Origin of the sequence: Paenibacillus sp. MY03 (genome assembly GCF_002165585.1) — a bacterium.
In the GTDB taxonomy this organism is placed as follows: Bacteria; Bacillota; Bacilli; order Paenibacillales; family Paenibacillaceae; genus Pristimantibacillus; species Pristimantibacillus agaridevorans.
Genome location: NZ_MXQD01000020.1, coordinates 81811 through 103831 on the forward strand (window position 1 = coordinate 81811; position 22021 = coordinate 103831).

The 22021-nt window shown below is 51.6% G+C and carries 14 protein-coding genes; 2 read left to right on the plus strand and 12 right to left on the minus strand.

Features of this window, described 5'->3' with window-relative positions:
* Window positions 1–72: 72 nt before the first annotated feature.
* The 9 genes from B1748_RS18705 to B1748_RS18745 form a co-directional block, all read right to left on the minus strand.
* Window positions 73–2958 carry an S-layer homology domain-containing protein gene (locus tag B1748_RS18705; RefSeq protein ID WP_179215666.1) on the minus strand — a complete coding sequence of 962 codons (2886 nt, stop codon included), beginning with the start codon at window positions 2956–2958 and terminating at the stop codon, window positions 73–75.
* 595 nt (window positions 2959–3553) lie between these two features.
* Window positions 3554–7723, minus strand: coding sequence for an S-layer homology domain-containing protein (locus B1748_RS18710; protein WP_179215667.1), 4170 nt, complete (start codon window positions 7721–7723; stop codon window positions 3554–3556).
* A 482-nt stretch (window positions 7724–8205) separates the two neighbouring features.
* A complete protein-coding gene (locus B1748_RS18715; RefSeq protein WP_087569453.1) occupies window positions 8206–9354 on the minus strand; it encodes a glycosyltransferase family 4 protein in 1149 nt (382 codons plus the stop codon).
* Window positions 9355–9580: 226 nt separating this feature from the next.
* A complete protein-coding gene (locus B1748_RS18720) occupies window positions 9581–10339 on the minus strand; it encodes a WecB/TagA/CpsF family glycosyltransferase (protein ID WP_087569454.1) in 759 nt (252 codons plus the stop codon).
* A gap of 7 nt (window positions 10340–10346) precedes the next feature.
* A complete protein-coding gene (csaB, locus tag B1748_RS18725) occupies window positions 10347–11639 on the minus strand; it encodes a polysaccharide pyruvyl transferase CsaB (RefSeq protein WP_087569455.1) in 1293 nt (430 codons plus the stop codon).
* A complete protein-coding gene (locus tag B1748_RS18730; protein ID WP_256975767.1) occupies window positions 11603–13717 on the minus strand; it encodes a DUF5693 family protein in 2115 nt (704 codons plus the stop codon). Before B1748_RS18730 ends, csaB begins: the two co-directional genes overlap by 37 nt.
* A 43-nt stretch (window positions 13718–13760) precedes the next feature.
* Window positions 13761–15470: a phospho-sugar mutase gene (locus tag B1748_RS18735; RefSeq protein WP_087569457.1), complete on the minus strand. Its 1710-nt coding sequence runs from the start codon at window positions 15468–15470 to the stop codon at window positions 13761–13763.
* A 38-nt stretch (window positions 15471–15508) separates the two neighbouring features.
* Window positions 15509–15940: a 3-hydroxyacyl-ACP dehydratase FabZ gene (gene fabZ, locus B1748_RS18740; protein ID WP_087569458.1), complete on the minus strand. Its 432-nt coding sequence runs from the start codon at window positions 15938–15940 to the stop codon at window positions 15509–15511.
* 178 nt (window positions 15941–16118) lie between these two features.
* Window positions 16119–16646 (minus strand): CDP-alcohol phosphatidyltransferase family protein, encoded by a 528-nt coding sequence (locus B1748_RS18745; RefSeq protein ID WP_087569521.1) that lies wholly within the window; start codon window positions 16644–16646, stop codon window positions 16119–16121.
* A 207-nt stretch (window positions 16647–16853) separates the two neighbouring features.
* Between B1748_RS18745 and B1748_RS18750 the strand changes: the two genes are divergently transcribed.
* Window positions 16854–17453: a TetR/AcrR family transcriptional regulator gene (locus tag B1748_RS18750; RefSeq protein WP_087569459.1), complete on the plus strand. Its 600-nt coding sequence runs from the start codon at window positions 16854–16856 to the stop codon at window positions 17451–17453.
* 56 nt (window positions 17454–17509) lie between these two features.
* On the plus strand, window positions 17510–19003 hold the full coding sequence (locus B1748_RS18755) for an MDR family MFS transporter (RefSeq protein WP_087569460.1): 1494 nt from the start codon (window positions 17510–17512) through the stop codon (window positions 19001–19003).
* A gap of 526 nt (window positions 19004–19529) precedes the next feature.
* Here the strand turns inward: B1748_RS18755 and B1748_RS18760 are convergent.
* Genes B1748_RS18760 through B1748_RS18770 form a run of 3 tightly spaced genes read right to left on the minus strand, consistent with a single transcriptional unit; the run spans window position 19530 to window position 21779 of the window.
* On the minus strand, window positions 19530–20024 hold the full coding sequence (locus tag B1748_RS18760) for a DNA-directed RNA polymerase subunit beta (RefSeq protein WP_087569461.1): 495 nt from the start codon (window positions 20022–20024) through the stop codon (window positions 19530–19532).
* 20 nt (window positions 20025–20044) lie between these two features.
* Window positions 20045–20884 (minus strand): flagellar hook-basal body protein, encoded by an 840-nt coding sequence (locus B1748_RS18765; protein ID WP_087569462.1) that lies wholly within the window; start codon window positions 20882–20884, stop codon window positions 20045–20047.
* A 31-nt stretch (window positions 20885–20915) separates the two neighbouring features.
* Window positions 20916–21779: a flagellar hook-basal body protein gene (locus B1748_RS18770; RefSeq protein WP_087569463.1), complete on the minus strand. Its 864-nt coding sequence runs from the start codon at window positions 21777–21779 to the stop codon at window positions 20916–20918.
* Window positions 21780–22021 lie beyond the last annotated feature (242 nt).

Below are 22021 nucleotides of genomic sequence, written 5' to 3' on the forward strand. Positions count from 1 at the left end.
TATGAATTCAAAATGAACTTTTCTTTTTTAAAAACAAAAAAAGAGCCCGCATAGCGGGCTCATTTTTGTTAATTAAGATGCACGAGTTACAGTCAACTCAGCGGAAGCACCGCCAACGTAAGTTACGATAACTTTGATAACTTCGTTAACGTCGAGGTCAGTAACTGCAGCAGCAGGAGTACCATTTGCTGTTGGAGTTACGGAACCAGTTACTTGTTGAATAACAACGTTCGGAGCAACTACAGATGTACTGTCTGCAAATGTGATCACACCAGTATTTGCTGCAGCAACTACGGATACACCGTATTGATCAGTTACAACGATGTTTGTATTGCTTGCACCAGCATTCAGGTTAGCAAGGTTGAATGTTCCTGCAGTTACGTTTACAGCAGTAATTGTAGTTGCGTTAGTTGCATTGTTATTAACGAACTTAACAGAAGCAACTTTAGGAGCTACTTTGCTGAATGTCACATCTTGCGTGAATTGAGCGCCTGTTTTGTTGATTGTAACAGTGATTGGATGGACAACTTCTGTTTTGTCAGAAGCGTAGCTCAGAGCAGAACTAACATTCAGAATTGTGCCAGTCTCAGTTTCATTAAGATCAGCATGTACAGCACTGTTAGTGGAAGTAGCAGTGTAGTCTGCACCTTTAGTCAATTGAACTTTGCTACCATCAGCCAATACACCGTAGACTTTTACTTCTTTGTTGTAAGCAACATTGTCCGTTTTCCCAGCGGCATCTTCGTCATATACAGTGCCTACAGCGTCAACGGAGTAGGAAGTATACTCGGAACCGTCAGTTACACGCAGAGTTACATCAGCAGCGCTACCTGTCAGAAGTTTAGTGCCGTCATGCAGAGTCAATGTGATTACTTCAGTGCCATTGGAAGTACCAGCAGTAATTGCTACAGAACCAGTGCCAGCAATGTCATTTGTTGTTGCAGGTGCGACTGGAGTTGGCAAAGTAACGATCGCAGAAGTTGTATCAGCAACTACGATTTTCTTACCGCCAGTCAGGTAAGCTTGAACACTTGCATCAGACATAACGCGTCCATATTGGTCTTCAACAACCAAGTTCGATACTGCGATGTTTCTAACTTCGGAAGCTTTCAGCGTTTTGCTGAAACCAGAATCTGTACCAACGATTACAGTTGGGATTGCAGCTGCCTTTACAGTGAACGTCAAGGTTGTAACTTTGAAGTTAGCAGTTTGAGCAACGATGGACACAATTGCATTGTCAGTCAGAGCTGCGAAGTTGGAAGCAGGGATTTCAAGGAAAATGCCTTTGTCGTTCTTAATGAATTTCGAACCGGTAACTCCAGTGACTTTAACACCTTTAGTTGCGTGGTTCAGAGAGTTAACATCAGTGATTGCATTACCATCTTTGTCGAATGCTTCAACTGGAATCAGTGCTTTCTCACCTTTAGCAACCAATTCAGGTTGTTGCAGGTTAATTACATCAGCACGAGCAGCTTCAGCAACGACTACATTGTGAGAAGCGTTTTTGCCCGTTGTGTTCGAGATCAGCATTACAGTTGATTGACCAACTACTGCTGTAGTTTTAGTAGCAGGGTTATTCAATTGCAGAGCCAGTTTTGTTGCGCCGTCCACTGTTACAGTTGTGAATGCTCCAGCAACTACAACACCAATATTTGTTTCGTTTACGATAACATCGCTAGTTGCTTTTGCTGCGTTTGTAACAGCCATACCGTATTGATCTTTAGCATCAACAAGCAGGTAGAACAGATCGGAGGAAAGGTTAGTATCTTCGCTCAATGTTTTACCATCTTTGTTATAAAGACCAGTAACAGCTAGTTCAGCAATTTTGCTTTCAGCAGATACAGTCAGAGTAGCAACTACAGAAGTAGCAGTCTCTTGGTGAATGATTGTGAAAGCAACGATATCGCCTACTTTATAAGTGCCATCAATTTCTACAACGCCATTAGCCGCGTTAGCAGTGCCAAGGGATGTGTATACGGAAGTTGTTTTTGTAACATCTTCACCGTATTGATTAGTTACTTTGTAAGGGATCGAAAGATCGTCTTTAGTAGTGTCGGCGTCAGAACCGTCTACAAGCGGAGCAACTGTCGAAAGAACTTCGATCTTTGTTACTTTTTCGTTTGTAGTTGTTACTTTGCCTGTCAAAGCAGTTTCAGTCAGACCGGAAACTGTTACAGTGTACTCGCCTTCAGTCAACTTGCTGCTCAGCTCAAGCGTTGCAACGTTTTTGTCTGCATTAAATTCAGACTTAGCAACATTAGCAGAAACTGTGCCTTTTTTAACTACGAAGGAAGCTTTGGAAGTATCTTCAACAGCTTTGTTGAAGTTTACTTCGATCTTTTTGGAGCCAACAGCTTTTACAGATGCCAGAGCAAGCTCGTCTGGAGTGTTGATAATTTCAGCCAAAGCGTAAGCTGCAATCACGAGCAGTTCACGTACTGCTGGAGCAGTGTAATCTTCTTGAGCCGGGATCAGGCCAGATTCTACTACAGCTGCTACATAAGCTACAGCCCAAGCATCAACTTCGCCCTCAACCTCTGCGTCTTCGTCAACTTCAAGACCAAGGATTTCAACAGCAATCTTAGCAAGCTCTTGAACTTTTACGTTAGCGCTTGGATCAAATTTTTTGTTGCCTTTGCCTTCAAGGATGCCTAGACCAGCAGCATAGTTGATGTAGTCAGCAGCCCAAGTTGCGCCTTTCAGGTCAGTGAAACCTGCGTCGTCAACTTCAGTGCCTTCTTCATAGCCAGTCAGCAGAGCGATGATTTTAGCAGCTTGAGCGCGAGTCATTTCGCGATCCAGGTGAGCTTCACCATCGTCGTAACCTTCAAAAATGCCTGCTTCTACAAGTGCTTCATACTTTTGTTCTGTTGTAAGTTCTTCTGCTGCGGATACTACAGTTGCGAACATGGAGAATACCATTGCGATCGCAACTAACAGGGATAAACTTTTCTTCATAACCTTTTTTTCTCCTCCTCTAAATTGCTTCGGTTGTTGAGAGTTTAGTACAGATAGTGAATTGCTCGTTTCCCTCATAGCCAATTCACCCCCTTCCCAGAGTTGAGCATATATTAGTATAAATGATGTCTACAGACATGGTTAACCCTATGTAAGCCAATGTCGTAGAAACTTGTAAACCATGAAAATATAGATGCTAGACTAGCCGCATCACTATAACATTATACAATGGGCTCATGCTACCGTAAAGAGGAAGTTGAGAAATCATCCCAGTTATTCCCTTGTAAAAGGCCGTTTTGAACCATCATTTCGTCGCCCTTGTGACAACGTCATGTATTTAAACGTTGGTTTCGCGAAAAAGTTGCGATTCTCATGAAAATCTTTTTATGAGGATCGTCTCATTTTTACGCACTCACTTTTGCACTTTGTTAGTATAGCTTGTTTTCATACGCACCGTCGATATTAAACATTTTCCATGGATAAGTTTGCACCTATGAAACTAGTACAAGCTTCATTACCCAATCATTAGACGATTGAAACGAATATGTATACGGAAAAGGCCAGCACAATCGCTGACCTTCGCCGTTAAGCAAAGTTAGTTATAAATCTTAGGAAGCTTCTTCATATCATTCATGACACGGGCCATGATAATCGCCGCATCGCTTCGAAGCAGACGCGCTCTCGGCTCGAATACGGAACCATCCTTCGGTTCAAGCGGATTAATCAGCTTGCCTTGAATGAAGGCTTTCTTCTGGATCGCCAGGACGGACGGGATGGAATAGAAGTCAAACGTGCCGGAATCCTTAAACACCTTATCCAGCGCGCTCTTCGCTTTCGTCGAATCGGTCTCCAGCTTCAACTGCAATGCCCTTGCAAGGATCGTCGCAGCTTCTTGGCGTGAAAGCTCTACATCCTCGTCAAAGAATCCTGGACGCTTGCCGTTAACGATACCGGCTCTTGCCGCCGTCTCAATGTAGCGATAGTCATAGATCGCGCTAGCGTTGTTGGCATTCGTAATCGTCTCCGGGTAATAGGAGAAGTGGTGATCTCCCTCGTAGTTAAGCGGAAGATCCATCGCTCTGACGATCATGCGCGTAAACTCTCCGCGAGTCACATAGCGGTCTCCGCCGAATATGCCGATTGGATCAATGGCGTTCATGATGCCTTTGGCAAAGATCGCTTCCATGGCCTCACGAGCATAAGGATGATCTGTAATATCGTTGTAGCCGCGAGTGAGCTTAACGGCAACGTAGTAGCCGAACTTCGTGAACGGCACCGTTACGGTCCGTTTCTTCTCGTCGACAACGCCGCCAATGTTCTCCCAAGTACTATTGTAAGGATCAAATCGGAAGACGGTAATCGTCGTTCCCGCGCTTTGGACCACGTTAGAGTCATACGTAATCGTCAGGCTGCCCGGTGCGCTAGGGATCAATTCGCGGTTGAACTGGTTCCAGCGGCTTGCGAATGTGCCTGTGTGCTTGCCGACAACGTTAGGGAACGGGAATGGATCCATACCGCTTGTTATCGGGTCATAGGCCGGTGATGACGGATCCGGATTGTCTGCAAGTCCAGCGTCGATCCAGAAGAGCGGACTCGCCTTGATGAACTGACGGGCTTGATCCTGGAATCGGTATCCGATATGCAGATTGCCTTCCGCCTGGCTGTTCGCCGAGTAGTTAGGCGGTTGGCTATCGTACATATGACGATTGACGATGCCGTCATTCGGGTTGGCAATGGCGAACAGAATATCGTTGCCGTTGTATACCTGCGTCGCTTCGCCTGACGAGTTATTGTATTTCGGGCGAATCAACTGCGTATTTCTGCCGAATGTCAGAGTAAGCGCGTTGTTAAACAGCTTGTGCGATGCTTTCATGGTTTCCAGCATCTGTGCGCCCGGGATATTCGTCGGTACGTATTTGATCTTTAATTCTTCTTTAATTTTGTCTTGGCCGCGCGTGATTTCGAAGTCAATCTTCGTTTCTCTTCCGGCACGCAAATCTTTGACGACGACTCGGAACGCTTCAATTAGATTTTCGCCTTCATTGTAATTAATGTAAGTTATTTTTTCCGCCGGCTGTTTGTTGATCGTCATGGAATCCGCGCCTGGAGACGAAATAATGACCTCCACGAAGTTTTGATTCGTAACGAGCTCTTCTTTAAGCGGCTTCTGGATCGTGTACGGAATCGATACCGAATCGATCTCCAGACGATGCGTCGCCCGCGGTCCTGCTTCGCCCGCATTAAAGACGGTAGTGACATACACCATCGCGCTTCCGTCTGACGGCATGACTTGTTTCGTAATCTTATAATAGAAATATTGCCCGTCTACATCATAGAAGAAGTCAATATCTGCTTCGTCAGTCGATGGATTTGAAGCCGAATTCGGGCCTGTGCTATTGAACGGAGTCGACTCGTACCCCGCAAGCGGAACACCGCCGCGAGTTGGAGTGAATTCCATGCCAAGATGCCACTTTACGTTGGTTTTCCAATTCGGCGAAGCAATCGTCACGATATAATTTTGTTTATCCCCTAACGCAGCATGAGCCGTATTGGAATTATTGCTGAAGTCGCTGCCCAGGTCGACGAAATCGAATGTGCCATATACGTTGTAGTATGCTTCTTTGGTTGTGAATACAGTCCCTTGTTTAGGGAAATTCGGATCGTTCGGCAACGGTGTTGTCAGGTTTAAGCTGTATGGGAAAACGCCATTCGTATTCGGTGCAGGAATAACCGGCAGATTGCTTGGTACGATTGTAAATTTCAGCGTATTCTCATAGTTGTTCTTTTCCGAACGGAATACGAATTTGATCGTGTTGTCCCCGGCTTTGTTAAGCACGCCAAAAATCCGATCTCTGGCTGCCTCATGGTTCGCAGTATTAGTGCTGCCCAGATTAGTCGGCTTGAACTTGGTAATCGTTCCGTCTTGCTCAAGCGGTATCTCAACATTATTAATATAAAGGAAGACAGAGGTTCCATAACCAATTTCGGCGCTGTTAACAACGTTGAAGAGCTGACCCTTCAAGTCGCCCAGTTTGCTAATCAGGCTGTCTTTGGATTCACGAACAGAGTCGAACTCCACTTTCATCCCGTCTACAACTTTGTCGAACTTCATATGAGGGCCGTAAAGCAGCTTTGCAATAATCTGTTTCGTCTCTGATGATACTTCAGTCGTCCTGTTCAGAGTGAAGCCTACTGTGTTGGTCCCGGATCTCGGGAGCTCATTAATTTGTACGAACGCTCTAAGAAAAGGCACAGATTGTCCATTAACCGTCCGGTAGACAACCTCAGTCAAAGGAGTAGTGCTTGCAGAATTGATTTGTTTAAATTTAGCGTTCGGGTCGCTCTCTTGCAACCCGTTCACTTTAAACAAATTCCCTAAAGCTGTGCCAAGCGCCGCATGATTACCAACCAGAATTTCTACGGCCATCGGCATCGAAAATACATTAACGCCATCGCTCGCAATATCCGTGCCTTGGAGACCCAGAATACGCGACACGTTGGTCGTTGGACTCGTCATGGAGCTATCGAAGCCGGACAGATAGTTAATGTCGTAGATATAGGCAACATCACTATCGCGCACGGTGAAGCTTGTCCAGTTCGAATAATTGAAGGCAGAATTGTTAGGCGCCATGAAACGAATGCGGTTGGATTGGTCAAACGTAAGCTCAGGTAACAAATAGGTGAAGTTAACGCTTATAAACTTGGTCGAATTGTTATCGATGGTCGCGGGAGTATACGTAATGCTGCTCCCTACTGGCGTTATGACTTGTGTTGTTCCGTTGCCTTCTTGCAATTCCATCTTGAGACGACTTGCCAATTCTGCAGCAAAGTTAACGCCTGCTCCGTTTGGATCAATGATGTTGTTCGGATTGGATGGCAGATCGCGCAGCGGAAGCGGAATGATTGCCGTTCCGCTGATTTGGAGCTGGTTCGCAGCTACACTTGGCGTCAGGAAGTTTAGATTGTTCTCAAGGTTGACGACTTGCGGAGTTGTTTGAGAATCCTTGATTTTCAGATTATAGTAAGTAACTTCTCCGTTATAGAAGGCTACCTCGCGAGTTGTTTCCACGACTTGCCCGCCATTAATAACCTTAAACGTGATGTTATTGATGCCCTTGTCAATCGTCAGCTGCGACGTGCTGAAGCGGCTTTCGCTCGACGCCGTGGACACGTTGAAATCATAGCTGCGGCCATTAATGACAATAGTCACCTTGGTTGCGTTCGGGGCCTTGCCCGATATGACGATTTGACCTTTGTCTTGAATTGCAGGTGCCGTAGAGTACAGCATGGTAGGCTGAGATTCAGGCATTTCATAATCCCTGTTCTCGAACGTAATCTTAAGATCATACAGCATCGGGCTGTTCCGGTAATCAATATAAATGGATTCGCTAACTTCGGAGGAGCCAGCAATACCTTTGAATGTGATTTTATTAAGGCCAGGGAACAAAATCAGGCTGCTGACTGTGATTCGATTGTCTCCCGTTGTAGAGATCCCCGTCGTAATCTCTTCCGTCGTGTTCAATACCGTGCCGGAAGCCGTCACTTGCTTAACGTTGTAGCTGATGGAACTGCCCACAACGCCATTAATCGTCCCTTGAAGAGATATGGATTCAGTGGATACAATGCGGGCATTGGTTGGCGTGTCGTGCTCGTTAGGGAATAAGAAAAATACTCCCGCCGCCGAAGCCGTCTGAGTGGCTGCGAAGCTCGGCAGCAGCGTGACGAACAAGGCGATGGTCAGAATAAGTGATAATGCTCTTTTCAAAACATGTTCCTCCTTTATGTAGTTCATTCCTTAAATACGGGTTTAATTGCATGGAGCATACGAACGTTTGGACGGATTAGGTCTAAAGTCGCCAGAAAGCTTGACCCTCGCGCCGAACATGTCGAAGCCGCGTATAATATTCCTCCCTCTTCCTCTTTAGTCAGATTTAGTTGGTCCAAGGTGAAACGGCTGAGCCATCCTTTGGAGGCACAGCACGTTTCATTCCGAGAATTATAGGTCAAATATGTAGAAACCCCATACTTTCCTATAATTTACATGATAGACGCACTGACATCAGAAAAGTTACGTACTTTCTTTATCGGTTCGAGCGCGGCATATGTTTAGGGACGTCTTGGATATTAGAGGCAATTGGGATCAACTTGGGACTTGCGACCCCCTGGCGCTTTTGTGTAGCCAAAAATAAAAGCTCCGCGCCCTGCGTAAAAGCAGGTTGCGGAGCTCGGAATACAAAAATAATGACTTTATTTGCCGCGCGATTGCGCTTGCGTCTTGGCGGTTCTAATCAAGCCGATGCGCACCAGGAAGTTGATGAGCGGACGACGCGTCTTGTCGACAATGCCCGTCAGCTCGGCACCAATCTGCAGGAAGAACATGAGCAAGCAAATTACGGCGAACGTAATCCAGTTAGCCGCGCTGGACTGCACGACAGCGGATTGTACGATAGCGATGGCTCCGAAAAGGGCAGCCACTCCCCAGATGATCAGAACCGTGCGGCGATGGCTGAAGCCAAGGTCGCGCAGACGGTGATGCAGATGTCCGCGATCCGGCGCGAAGATCGGCTTTTTGTTTACCCAGCGGCGAACGATGGCGAAAAACGTGTCGGACAACGGCACGCCGATGATCAAAAGCGGCGTCACGAACGATACGATCGTAACCTGCTTGAAGCCCAGCATGGACAAGGTGGCCAAGCTAAAGCCAAGGAACAGGGAGCCCGAATCGCCCATGAATATCTTGGCCGGATGGAAGTTAAACACCAGGAAACCGATAATGCCGCCCAAAAGCAGCGTGCTGAGCAAAATAACAGGCTGGAAGCCCATCAGCGAGGCCATGATCGCAATCGTTGCGATGGCGATACCGGAGACGCCGGCAGCGAGGCCGTCCAGTCCGTCAATCAGGTTAATGGCGTTGGTAACGCCGACAATCCATAAAATGGTCAGCGGAATGCCGATCCATTGCGCGATTGGCTGCATGGTTTCGCCAAATGGTACGTTAACAAGGTCGATGTGTACGTTGAAGCCGAATACAACGACGCACGCAGCTGCGACTTGACCCAGCAGCTTTACCTTCGCCGACAGCTCGAAGCGGTCGTCGAGGGCGCCCAAAATGATGATGATTGTACCGCCGACGAGCAGGGCATTAATCATATTGACGTCTTGCGGCCGCAACAGCCCTTCGGGAATGAACGGCTGCACTAGCAGGAAGGCTCCCACAAATGCGACGTAGATCGCCAGCCCGCCCATACGCGGCATGATGCGCGTATGTACTTTCCGATGATTCGGCTTGTCGATGGCGCCGATCTTAAATGCGAATTTTTTAACGAGCGGGGTCATCCCCAATGCAAGCAATAATGCGATTACGAATCCTATGGAATACAAGAAGCCAATAGGCATGTGTACAACTCTCCTTTTTCTGAAAGCCTAAGCAGGTCGCTTAACAAGCTATTACCCCGTTATCTTTCACTGCGAAACGATACCTTATGCGAACGATTCGGGAACGATTGCGATCCGTCAGTCGCCGCCAACGCTTCTTCGTTTTGCTCCAGAGTGAATTATACCCTGATCGAAAAAGAAATACCAACGCCGTTTTCAACCAATTTTCATTGAAAAAGGCGTAGTTTCACCCAATTGGGCGGGATTTTGTTACATTTTCTTTGTTGCGGATCACTTTCACGACGAATTTCGGCAACGCAAGCATTCTTTTGTAGCGCGTTGGCTCCTGCAGCAGCCGATACAGCCACTCCAGACGAAGCTTCTGGTACACCATCGGAGCGCGTTTCAGCTTGCCCGACACGACATCGAAGCTGCCCCCGACGCCCATGATAAACGGAACGCCAAGTCTCTCCTTGTACTGCACATTCCAGGCTTCCTTTTCCATGCCTCTGGCCACGAACAACAAATGCGGCTGAAGCGAGGCAATCTCATCCACGATTTCCGCGTCGTCGTCAGGTCCAAAAAATCCGTTGCGATACCCGACGATGCGAACTTGCGGATATTGAAGCTGAAGCTTTTCCGCCGCCGCTTCGATAATTTCTTGCGATGTGCCAAGCAGGTACGCCTTCCATCTCCGCTTCTCGCCCTGTTCTAGCAGACGATGCATAAGATCGAAGCCCGTAACGCGCTCGGCGACGGGGTTTCCGCCATATTTTGCAGCCCATACGACTCCCGCACCGTCCGGTACGATGAGATCGGCTTTATTCATGATGTCAGCAAATGCGGGATTGTCCAAAGCCGCCATAATCATAATCGGATTAGCCGTAATGATATGCGTTTGGCGTCCTTCCTCGATTGCCGTTGTCAAATAACGGACCGTCTCGTCCATGCTCATCTTCGAGAACGGTATGCCAAAGATCGTCACGGTTGGATGTTGTTTCGACATGAGGAAATCACCTCGATCTATATTGACGCAAGTAAGTTACGATTTGTTGCGCCGGTTGTTGCGATTGTTGCTTCAAAAGGTCGATTGCGGGTACATGCTTCTTGCGCCATTCGTCAGGATTGTCGAGCAGCGCGACCGCTTCGTTGGCAAAAAGCTCGGGATCCAGCTGCTCCGTATCGCCTATCGCCGTCAGGCCAATGCGATGCAGGAAATGGTCGATCTTGGGGTCGTAGGACAGTCCAAGCATCGGCACCATCCGGTTCGCCGCGTAGATAAGCGCATGAAGACGCATGCCGAACAGAACATCGCAACGGCTTACCTCCAGCAGCATCTGCTGCGGGTCATCGCCGGGAGCGGCCAGCTCCGCCGAGCTTCCCTCGCCAAGTTTGCCGCGCAGCCGTTCGATCATCTCTTGCGACGTCACGACGTCGGAAGGGGTATGGAACGGCAGAAAGCGCAGCGTGACGGGGCGGCGCTTAGACAGAGCGATCAGCGCTTCCGCCGCGCGCGCCAAGTCGGCGCCGTCTTGTCGCCAGCTTCGCAGCGACACGCCGACGATCGGCGTGACAGACGCGTCCGGCGAGACTGGCGGCTTGACGCCGCGAAGCGTAGCTTCCCCGAGTGCCGCCTGGCCGATTCCCGTCGACAACTGCGATGCGTTATCCGCAGTTGCTGATCCAGCGAGGTCGGCCGCGAGCGCCCCGCTTGGCGCTTGCAATGCGTCGGCATCCACCGACGTCTCTGCGCCCTCCGGCAACGGCAGCCCCATAACGGGATCGGGTACAACCTCGATCCTCTCTCGCGCTACCCCAATGCGTGCGAGCAAGTCCGCAGATTCGGCATCCCGAACGGACACATAAGCGCTTCGCCGCATAACGCCGCGAATGAGCGGATCCATCCATCGGCGATTTACCGGTCCGATGCCCTGGGCGTATGCGAACGTCGGTTTGCCCAGCAGCTGGGCCAGTCTCATGATTCCGGTATAATACGGAATCGTCTTCGTTCCCGTAGCGTCTTGCAGCAGGCTCCCGCCGCCGCTAATGAGGCCGTCGCAGCCTCGCAGCGTCCGCAAAATGTCGGCCGGACGCATGCGATGCGCCGCTTCCACGCCGTACATGGAGCTCGTCCACGCCGGATCGGCGCTGAGGACGACCGGCTGGACGCGTACGCCTTGAGCAGCCCCTTGCTCTTCGAGTGCCAGCAGGATGGAGCGCAGGACCGCTTCATCTCCGCTGTTGCTGTAGCCGTAGTAACCGGATATGGCTATGCGGACGGTTTGCGAATGTGAGGCTGAACCCATCTGCGCCAAGCTCCCTCCAATAAGATCCAGGCTCCGATACATACGAGTCCGATCAGAATGCCCGCTCCGAGACCAAGCAGCGTGCGGATCGTCGAGATGTACAGAGGCGTGTGCAAGTGAGTAAACGTGCTTACCATGGACAATTGCCCCATCGTTCCGACGATAATGAGCACCCAAGCCGCGCGGTATCTAATCGCCAGAAACAAGCCCAGCAGAAGCGGCGGATGGCCTAACATAAATTCCTTGAATCTCGGACGTACGCCGAATGTCGATTCCAGCCAGCCGCGTATCAGCAGCTCGATGGAGCTCACTTGTCCGGCATTGCCCGAACGGGAGATATAGTAGAAACCAATAGCGCCGATGACAATCGCGCCCACGACCATTAATAAAGTAATGGGACGAGACAGGATGCCGATCGCGCGCTTGACAACGCCATGACCGTCGCTTCCTTCATACAGGAACACGTAGAAGGCTACAAGGAACAGCGGCGCAAAGAACAGGACGCTAACCCCGCGGAACTGCTCCAGCACCAGGCTGTACGTAATATTGTGCAACAGGCCGAACACGAGCGGTACCGCCGATAGCGTAATCAGCGTGCCGACGATGAACCAGCTCAGCGCGGTGACGATCCGCTTGCCGGCAGGCACGTCAGGGAATACCCACTGCGTTCTTGGTTCTCCTTCGTAAGAAGCTCCGCCTACCTTCCAGGTTTCACCTCCCACCATCCGACGATTGCCGATCGTCCGGGCATAGATGCGGTTCATGACCCAGATCATCGCGAGCGTCGGTCCGCTTACCGCGGCGCCCAGCGCGAGCGCTTGCTCCATAAGCGAGCTGTTAAGCACATACAGGCCTGCCGATCCCACGAGTCCGAGCAGGAACACCGGTATCGCGAGCGCGGGCAAAAATGCGGCGACCAAAAGCGTAATGATCGCGATGGCTCCAAGCGCTACAACGGCGCGAACAGGCTTCTCCCACGAGGCGTTGACGGACTCGAACGGCTGCGCTATCCCATGGGGGAAACCAGCTTCCTCAAGTTGTGCGATAACGCCGTCCTCGCCGCCCATTACCATCGCCAGCTTGTCCGCGGAATGGTTCAGCTTGCCGGTATCCATGCTGGATTGCAGCATCGTGTTCAAGAAGAACATGCGGATATTGCGATCCTTGGCTGCCAGGAGAAAGCGGTCGGCAATGCCTTCGCGTGTCATCTCGATACTGTCTTCAGGCGATAAGGAATACACCCTCACCACATTATAATCTGTCAAATAAGCAAGTTTATGAATGCCTTGCTGCGGCTTTTTGAGATTCTCGATCGCCGTCAGCCCGATTCCGTAATCATTAAGCAGCGTGCCGAAGCTATCCAGGCTGCCCAAAGCGCCTTGATCGCTTGCGCCCTTGGACTTCTCGCCGTCGAACAGCAGTCTTGTCACGCCATAATCTTTGAGCATGGCAAGTTGCGCGCTGGTACGCTCTGCATCATAAGGGACCACTCTGTCCGAGAATCTCGCGAGAATGTGGAATCCCTTTTCGCGGAGCTTCTCCAGCGACATCGGGTCGAAGTCCATCGTCTTGAGATGAACGGCGGTCAGAGCTTGCTCCACCACCATGCCCTTCCGATCGCCGAAGGACCAGTCGCGGTAAGTGACGCCCGAGCGGTCAAGCGCCTCGCGCACGACCTTGCCCACCTTCTCTTCCTCTTCCTCGCCCGCGAACAGGATATACGTATAATTGACGCGTTCGCTAGGCAGCTTGCCCTGCAGAAGCGCGGCGTCCTTCTCGTTGTAATACGTCAGCCTTCCTGCCTGGCTAAGCTCCTTCAGAGTGCTTTCGTAGACGGCCATCGTATTGACGCCCGCTTCCTTCAGCAATCCCAGTTGCTCGTCCAGAAACTCCCGTGGGTTCGCCTGATGTTCAGCCACCTCGATCAGATCCCTGTAATCGAATGCGTACTCCACCGTATTGGCGGAGTCCTCCATCGTCATCCTTTGAAGGCCCAGCGGCAATGCCGCCACGATTCCGATCAGCGTAATGACCCATAACCCTATTTTCGCTTGCCTATTCCATCGCTGCCATAACATACGCACGTAAATCCTCCGTTCCACCTCTAAGCTTGCTTATCGATTACTGAACGCCGTCGACGCGGGACATAACGGCTTCCTTCAACGTTTGCAGAGCGGACTTCGCCGACTCCGGGGAATCCTGCTTCACCGCAAAATAAACCTTGATCTTCGGCTCCGTGCCCGACGGCCGCAGGCAGAACCAGGAACCGTCCGCGCGACGGTACTTGAGCACGTTCTCCGGACGAAGTCCGTCCAGGCCCTTGCTGTAGTCCAGCACTTCCGTCACCTTGACGCCGCCAATCTCCGCGGGCGGGTTCGAACGCCAGTCGTTCATGATGGCGCCGATCTGCGCCACGCCGTCGATGCCCTTGAGCGTGCGGGATTCCAGCCCTTCCAGATAGCTGCCGTACTCCGCGTACAGCTCCAGCAGCACGTCATACAGCGTCTTGCCCTGGCTGCTGTAGTAAGCCGCCGCTTCGCAGATGAGAAGCGAGGCGACGATCGCGTCCTTGTCTCTGGCATAGGTGCCGCTCAGATAGCCGTAGCTCTCTTCGTAGCCGAACAGGAAGGAACGCTCCCCTGTTTGTTCGTAACTTGTCATTTTCTCGCCGATATATTTGAAGCCGGTCAGCGTATTTTCTACTTCCACGCCAAATGATTTCGCGATGTCCGCGCCCATCTCGCTGGTTACGATCGTCTTGACGACGACGCCGTTATCCGGCAGCAGGCCGCGTTCTTTAAGCAAACTCAGCTTGTAATAAACCATGATGGCGCCGGATTGGTTGCCCGACAGCACCACGTATTCGCCTTCGTTGTTTTTCACGACCGCGCCCATGCGGTCCGCGTCCGGATCCGTGCCGATGATGATATCCGCGCCGACCTTCTTCGCCAGCTCGATCGCAAGCGTAAACGCTTCTCGTTCTTCGGGATTCGGCGATTTCACCGTGCTGAAATTGCCGTCCGGCTGCTCCTGCTCGGGCACGATATGTACATTGCGGAAACCTGCGCCCTTCAGCGCCTCGCGAACCGGCACATTGCCGGTACCGTGCAGCGGCGTGAATACGATGCTGAACTTTTCTCCCAGCTCCCCTTGCAGCAATTCCCGGTTCAGACTCTCTCCGACGACCGTCTCTACGTATTCGCGATCCGCCTTCTCGTCCAGCCAAACCAGCAGTCCTTGCGCCTCGGCCTCTTCGCGCGAAATCCGCTTCACATCGCCCAAGCTATCGATCCGCGCAATAGCCGCGATGACTTGCTCCGCATCCTCCGGGATCAATTGGCAGCCATCCGCCCCGTAAGCCTTGTAGCCGTTATATTCCGGCGGGTTATGGCTTGCCGTCACGACGATGCCTCCGCTCGCACTCAGCGCTCTTACCGCATAGGACAGCTGCGGCGTCGAACGGAGCGAACGGAACAGGTACGTTTTGATGCCGTTGCCCGCCAGCACCAGCGCGGCGTCCAGCGAAAATTCCGGCGACATGCGGCGGGAGTCGTGAGCAATCACTACGGATGGCGACTCGCCTTGCGACAACAGCCAGTTCGCGAACCCTTGCGTCGCTTTGCCCACGGTATACACGTTCATCCGGTTCGTGCCGGCGCCGATTACGCCGCGCAGACCTCCCGTGCCGAACTCCAGGTTGCGGTAAAAGCGATCCGCGATTTCGTTTTCTTGGCTCGAGATGCCGGCCAGCTCTTCTTTGGTCGCGGCATCGATCAATGGATCGCCCAACCAGCTTTCATATTGCAATTGAATCTGTTCTTTGTTTATCATAAGGATTCCCTCCGCCACTTATCGAAATTTGGTTTTATCTAGGCCCGCTCCGACAGCGCAAACATCAATTCGCCCTCTGCAACGATCTTATCTCCAACCTTCGCTGTAGCTTGTCCCTTGCCGATCGGTCCTTTGAGGCGCGTAATCTGCACCTCCAGCGTGAGCGTATCGCCCGGCTTCACTTGATCGCGGAACCGGAAGCCGTCAATGCCCGCGAAGAAGCCCAGCTTGCCCTTGTTCGCTTCCACCATGAGCATAGCTACAGTGCCGACTTGCGCCAGCGCCTCGACGATCAATACGCCTGGCATAACGGGATAACCCGGGAAGTGGCCGACAAAATGCGGCTCGTTCATCGTTACATTTTTGATGCCGACGGCTCTGACGCCCGGCTCCACCTCCAAGATGCGGTCGATTAGCAGGAAAGGCGGGCGATGCGGTATAATCTCCTGGATTTGGCTGATATCTAACATTTAATAAGCTCCTCTCATGTCCGTGTCCGTATAAAACATGTCCTAGTCAGAAACACTAAGGTTATCCTGCGCAAAACTGCAGTTTGCGAAGGTTAAGATAAGGAGGCTTGGCGAAGAACCCGAAGCGTTCGTCGCCCGGCCTCTTTCTGTCCTGTGCGATGATGATGATGCTATAGCGTTACATGTGAGGGGTCTTGGGCTGAGGCGGGTTCAATGTCCGGTACGAGGCCGCATAGACGAACGTGGTCACGAACGAAAAAGCGATCACAATCCATAAGTATGTCGAAGCAAACGACGCCTCGAAGAAGATGAACATGATGGCCGCATAGAACATGACCGTTGTCAGCTTCCCCATCCAATTGGCCGGCACGTTTTTCTTTTTGCGGAAGTGGGCGATAAGCCCTGCGGCTATCATTCCCAAATCGCGCAAAAACATCGCACCTGCCGCCCACCAGGAAATATGCCCCGAAACGAGCAGCGACACGATCACCGTGAACAGCATCAGCTTGTCGGCCAGCGGGTCCAGCATCTCCCCTGCGGGAGTCACCTGGCCGTACCTTCTGGCGATATGACCATCCAGCACATCCGTCACGCCGGCGGCGACCACGACAAGAAACGCGGGAATCATGTGTCCGCTGACGAATATTCCGATATAGACGGGAATGAGGACGAAACGCAGCGACGTCAACAAATTCGGCAGATTCAACACATCACGCTCCCCGGCGATTGTCCGTACATGGTCTACCTTGGTTCCCAACTATTATAAACTACCTCCTCGAAAATGAAAACAAATCCATATCGACCTCAGTCCCGGGACCGATTGCCTAAAAATTCCCTCCATGATAAAATACTGACTTAGCGTTCAGTATGATGTAGTCGGCCCCAACTTTCCTACTTAGAAAGAAGGTGAAATTTGAACAAAAAACAACTCCAAAGCGAAGAAACCAAACATCGAATCGTCGAAGTCGCAAGCGAGTTATTCGCAAAAAAGGGGTACAACGCCGCCTCCATCGTGGAGATGGCTGCAGCCGCCCAATGCAGCAAAGCCAACATTTATTATCACTTTAAGAGCAAAGAAGGGCTTTTCCTACATATTGCCGAGCTGCTCGAGACAGAATGGTATCGCAATTGGGAGGTTCATAAGACCAGTTACGACACTGTGACCGATCAACTGTTCGGAGTGATTGAATTCTCCACCAAGCAGGGGCTCGCTCATCCGCTCTATATGGCTGCGTGTGAGTTTATTGAAGGCCACGCCGAGGAATCCAGCATGGTCAGAAAGCTGCTCGCGGCCAAGATCGAGAAGAATCGGCTTTTCTACGAGGGCCTTATGACGGAAGGCATTGTCAACGGAGAGTTCAAGCCGGGCAACGCCAGGCAATACGGCATTATATTAGAAGGCATGGTGCGGGGCATCAACGAAACGGCCGGCAGCATGAATCCAATGGAAACATTGGAGCTTTACAAAGCGGCTCTTCATGTTCTGCTGCATGGAATTGTACGGGAACAATAGGGCTACACTACAAGACAAAATGATTTATTTTTTTATGGATACGGAGGGTACCTTTCATGCAAAGCGCAGCATCCGCGCAAGGACCCGGATCGATCGATCTGGGCAATATCAAACGACTGCCGATACTGATCTCTCTCATCATCGGCGCATTTTTCTCCATCCTTAATGAAACGTTGCTGAACATCGCATTTGTTGATCTTCAGAAGGAATTCAACGTCGCCTATACAACGATCCAATGGCTGTCGACCAGCTACATGCTTGTCGTTGCGGTGCTTATTCCGGCATCGGCCCTGCTCGTGCAGTGGTTTACGACGAGACAGATGTTCCTCGGCGCCATGATTTTGTTCTCCATCGGAACGCTTGTGTGCGCCATTGCGCCGCAGTTCTCCTTCCTGCTCGTTGGACGCATCATCCAGGCATTCGGCACAGGCCTCATGCTGCCGGTTATGATGAATACGATTTTGGTTCTGTACCCGCCCGAGAAGCGAGGAGCCGCCATGGGCAGTATCGGTCTCGTCATCATGTTCGCGCCTGCGATCGGACCAACTCTCTCCGGTCTGATTCTGGAATCCATGAACTGGAGATGGTTGTTCTATCTCGTACTGCCGTTCGCGATCTTCGCGGTCATATTTGCGTTCATCTTCCTCAAAAACGTTACCGATGTAACCAAACCGCGGGTTGATATCCTCTCCATCCTGTTGTCCACGATCGCGTTCGGCGGCATCGTCTATGGCTTCAGCAGCCTTGGCGAAGTGGAGAACGGCTGGTCGAATCCACGCGTATACGCGTTCGTCGCTGCTGGAACCGTAGCGCTTGCCTTATTTATCTGGCGTCAGCTCACTTCCAAGACGCCGATCCTGGACCTTCGGGCGTTTAAAGCTCCGATGTTCTCCTTTGCCACCGTGCAGGTAATCATCGTTATGATGTCGCTGTTCTCCACACTGATGCTGCTTCCGATTCTGATGCAGCAAGGTATGGGCATGACCGCATTCGCAGCAGGTCTCGTACTGTTGCCGGGCGGCATTCTGAACGGTTTTCTGTCTCCTGTTACAGGCAAGCTGTTCGATAAGTTCGGCCCGAGAGCGCTGGTTATTCCAGGCTGCGCGATTCTCGTGCTGGTCATGTGGTTTTTTACGCGCATCACGCTCGACACCGCAACATCGACGATCGTTCTGCTTCACTGCACCATGAGCATAGCGATGTCCATGATCATGATGCCGGCTCAGACTAATGGTCTGAACCAATTGACTCGCCAGTATTACCCGCATGGTACGGCTATCATGAACACCCTCCAGCAAGTTGCCGGTGCACTTGGCATCGCGTTCTTCATCAGCGTAATGTCGTCTGGAACCAAGGATTATGCACTTACGGCGGCTGATCCGACTGATCCTGCGCTTGGAGCCCTCGCTTTGAATGCAGGTATCCACGACGCTTTCCGGCTGGGCATGATCTTCGCGATCGTCGCTCTTGTATTGTCTTTCTTCATTAGAAGATCCGTGTCTCCTAAAGAAGAGGGAGCCGCTGAGCAACGCGTGAGTGCAGCGCATTAATGGGGCAACGGGGACAGCAGGGCAGCAGGGAGTCTTGCAAGTTCCTTGCTTCCTTGCTCCTTGTTCCTTGAGCTAATTGACATGATAAAGAGCCTCTCCTGATGGAGGGGCTTTTGTTATGGCTCGATTGTGTATGATTTTTCATACTCGTGTGCCCCGAATCCACCATTCCAGCTCGATTGTGTATGATTTTTCATACTCGTGTGCTCCGATTCCACCATTCCGGCTCGATTGTGTATGATTTTTCATACTCGTTTGCCCCGAATCCACCATTCCAGCTCGATTGTGTATGATTTTTCATACTCGTGTGCCCCAAATCCACCATTTCAGCTCAATTGTGTATGATTTTTCATACTTGTTTGCCCCGAATCCACCATTCCAACTCGATTGTGTATGATTTTTCATACTCGCGTGTCACGAGCGAAACGGATTTTTCCAAATAACGTCTCTCCTAAACAACAAAAAAGCCCCCCGTCTCCAGGAGGACTCGCGCGTCAGGCCATGGGCCTGGAATGAATATAGCCAATCAAGACTCTGCAAAAACGAGGTCGTACAAGTGCTGCCAAGTCGACCATTTGAACACTTCATCCTTGGGAGCGTCGCCGAGGAACACATATCCGGCATACAAGCCGACGATGAGCATCACAATCATGACGACGGGGACGATACTCTTGCGGAACAACCAGAAAGACACGACTGCCCATCTCGGGTATTCGCGTTCCTCTTCTGCTTCCTCATCCCACTCCGGTTCGTTCACCGGATCTTCCGCTTCCGGCTTCGCGGGCTCCTCCGACTTCTTCTTGCCGAAGATCAGCTTCGCCTTCTTAGCAGGGACTTCCTTCTCTTGATCATTCGCTGTGCTCGAGTTCGACGAAGATCCGCCATGCCGTTCCATACGGGACAATCCGCTGCTCCTCATAGGAGTCCTCAGCTCGGCCGTTGCTCCGCCTGCTCTGACTCCGCCCGGGGCTGGTCTGTCTTCCAATTCGATACGGCTCGAATCTCTTCGTTCGTCAGCCATACGATCACCTTCATTCCATCCTACGCGCGCATCGTGTTCGCAATACCCATCATCGTATCGCTGGACGATAACGCTCTTGCTGCCAATTGATAAGCGCGCTGGACATTGATTAGCTCTGTCATCTCGTCGGTAAGCTGTACATTAGACTGCTCTAAGTAGCCTTGACGCAGAGCGATCCGATTATCCATCGTCGGCACAATCTCCTGCACGACGTCGTCGACATTAATGCCGAACGCAATCGTGAACAAATTGTCCGCCACCGGCGTAAGCGCCGCAGGGCGGGAAGCTTGCAGCAGCTTGATGCTGCCGAGCTCAATCGTATTCTCGGAGGATACGCCGCGAACCGTGCCATCGGCATCCACGCGCAGCGTGTACCCTGCCGGCAGCACAACGTTGCCCTCCACGAATCCGCCGTTGCCGTCAGGCACGTTCGCCACAACCGGATAACCGTCTTCCGTTGCCAAAATCGTATCACCGTTTGCCCGCATCGTCAACTGGAACGCTCCGTTGCGCGTGTAAGCGCGCGTCCCCGCTCCATCCACCTGGACCTCGAACAAGGCATTGCCTTCGATGGCGAGATCCGAAACATTGTCCGTCGACTTAAGCGGACCTTGGGTCAGATTGGGCTGAATCATCGTCACCCGCGCGCCCCAGCCTTGATTGAGATCCAACGGCGTCAGCCGTCCCGGTCGTTCGAATGAACCCGGCTGCGTCTTCATGTTCGTCAGCAGATCCTCGAAGGACGCTTCTTTCTTCTTGTAGCCGACCGTATTGACGTTGGCAATATTATCCGATAACAGATCCAGCTTCTGCTGGAGGGCGTTCATCGACACCATGGCGTTAATCATCGAAGCGTTCATGCCGCGTAATTCCCCCTTGTTCCCTTAGTCATTAAACGCGGCCAATCTCGTTCGCCGCCTTCTGCAAGCTCTGATCGTAGAATTGGATGACCTTCTGGTTCGCTTCGTATGCGCGCAGCGCCGCCATAAGATCCACCGAGGCTTGCGCCGCATCGACGTTGGAGCGCTCTATGAAGCCTTGTCTGACTTCGATACGCTCATCTGCTGCAATCGCCTGCACTTCTCCCTCGCCGTTCTTGAAGCGGAAGTTGCCATTGCCTTCGCGCACGAGATCATTCGGATTTTCGATCCGGGAGATGAGCAGCTGCGCGCCGACATCGTTGCCATTCTCGTCGATAAAGCGTTGATCCGCCGTAAGCACCAGGTTGTCGAGCCCTACGCCTTGCGGCAGCGTAATCGGCTGCCCGTTCGTGCCAAGCACGAATGAACCATCGCCTGTCATCAGGAAGCCGTCACCCGTTAACGTAAATTTGCCGCCGCGCGTGTAACGGATCTCGCCAGACGGATCCTGCACCGTAAAGAATGCCTGAGGCTGAAAGACTACCTCGCCGTCAGCCGATACCCTCTTGCCGGATGCGTCGAAAGTAAGGCCATCCACTTCGATGTCCGAGATCAACGCGAAGTCGGAGGATTGATTCGTCTGCGTCAAGTCGCCTTGCAGATGAATGGACAAGCTCTCCTCGGCGAACACCCCGCTCGTCCATCGGCCGATCTCCGTCCGCTCTGCGCCTTGCACTCCCGTCATGGACAGAAGCATCTCCGGGAATGAACGCGTCACGGCGTTCGTCTGTTTGTATCCCGGCGTATTGATATTGGATATATTATTCGTAACCGTATCATGTCGGCGTTGCTGCGCAATCATGCCGGACGCTGCCGTATATAGACCTCTTAGCACGGTACTCCTCCTAAGTTCTGTCCTAAGTTCTGCTCAATGTGATGACTCTTCTATATTTATCGGTCCGGAATCAAGACCGCTTAATAGCTGAACATGAGACCAGAGACTTATATTCCGCCTCGGCGCGCCCCCCTAAGGCGCCCTACCTGCGGGAATCCGCCGCTTCTGCCAAGCTTGTCCGCCCTTGCTCCGCCATGCCGCCCCTATGCCTGGGTCCCCATCCAAAGCTCCTATGCCGCAGG